Source organism: Streptomyces axinellae (assembly GCF_039532135.1).
Classification (GTDB): Bacteria; Actinomycetota; Actinomycetes; order Streptomycetales; family Streptomycetaceae; genus Streptomyces; species Streptomyces axinellae.
Map to the genome: position 1 here is coordinate 1 of NZ_BAAARJ010000067.1, position 1374 is coordinate 1374.

The 1374-nt window shown below is 45.1% G+C and carries 2 pseudogenes; one reads left to right on the top strand and one right to left on the bottom strand.

Annotation, left to right across the window (positions count from 1 at the left end):
* A pseudogene (locus ABD339_RS33445) lies at positions 1-271 on the bottom strand (IS1380 family transposase); the annotation flags it as partial.
* Positions 272-457: 186 nt separating this feature from the next.
* Here ABD339_RS33445 and ABD339_RS33450 point away from each other — a divergent pair.
* Positions 458-1123 (top strand): annotated as a pseudogene (locus tag ABD339_RS33450) (IS5-like element ISKpn26 family transposase); the annotation flags it as partial.
* Positions 1124-1374 lie beyond the last annotated feature (251 nt).

A 1374-nucleotide genomic window follows, 5' to 3' on the forward strand; every position in this document is an offset into this window, starting at 1 on the left:
TTTCAGGTTCTTTTACGGAAATATCAAACTCGTTGACGAGGGGATCATTTTGAAGTAGCTTTAGACGTTCTAACTTATCAATGCCAATGAAGTGACCGCAGAGCATGGTCTTTATATGATTCATCTTGATTTTATTTGTTGAGTCATTATCAAATACGAGGTCATTTTCAATAAAATCAAAAATCCCATTGCTTTTTGCATTCTCAAGGAGCAGAAAAAGACCTGCATTTGATGTTAGATTCTTAGCTTTGAAATCAATTTTATTAATCATAATTAGAACCCCTTTTTACTACTTTTCTTACTATTATTTTACCATATATCGAGTCATAAAAGCTGATAATTTAACATATTTTTGAGCACTTTTCTTTCACCCAATGGGTGAAAGCTGAATTTCGAAGGAATGCATATTTATCAAGGCTTTGATTATGCTTTTTGAAGTACTGACGTAGAATCTAGGATGAATTTCCGCCACCTGCTCGAGCAGCATCAACTGGCCCGTCAATTGTTCAAGACCATCAATCGCTGGCTGGCCGAAGCAGGCGTCATGATGACCCAAGGCACTTTGGTGGATGCCACCATCATTGAGGCACCCAGCTCTACCAAGAACAAAGAGCAGCAACGCGATCCGGAGATGCATCAGACCAAGAAAGGCAATCAGTGGCACTTTGGCATGAAGGCCCACATTGGTGTCGATGCCAAGAGTGGCCTGACCCACAGCCTGGTCACCACCGCGGCCAACGAGCATGACCTCAATCAGCTGGGTAATCTGCTTCATGGAGAGGAGCAATTTGTCTCAGCCGATGCCGGCTACCAAGGAGCGCCACAGCGCGAGGAGCTGGCCGAGGTGGATGTGGACTGGCTGATCGCCGAGCGTCCCGGCAAGGTAAAAACCTTGAAGCAGCATCCGCGCAAGAACAAAACGGCCATCAACATCGAATACATGAAAGCCAGCATCCGTGCCAGGGTGGAGCACCCGTTTCGCATCATCAAGCGGCAGTTCGGCTTCGTGAAAGCCAGATACAAAGGGCTGCTGAAAAACGATAACCAACTGGCGATGTTATTCACCCTGGCCAACCTGTTTCGGGTGGACCAAATGATACGTCAGTGGGAGAGATCTCAGTAAAAACCGGAAATAACGCCAGAAATGGTGGAAAAAATAGCCTAAATAGGCTGATTCGATGTGTTTGCGGGAAAAAAATCGGCCCAGATCCGCGAAATTTTAATCAGCGAGTCAGCTTGGGAAGAAATGACCTGCTTATTCGCACCTTCCTTAGCTTTAGTTAAGCTTCTGTTATTATTCTAAGCTGTGGATAAACACCATCATCAATAGTCAACAATCCGGGCAAGACAGAATCACCAGACAGCAAGGGAGAA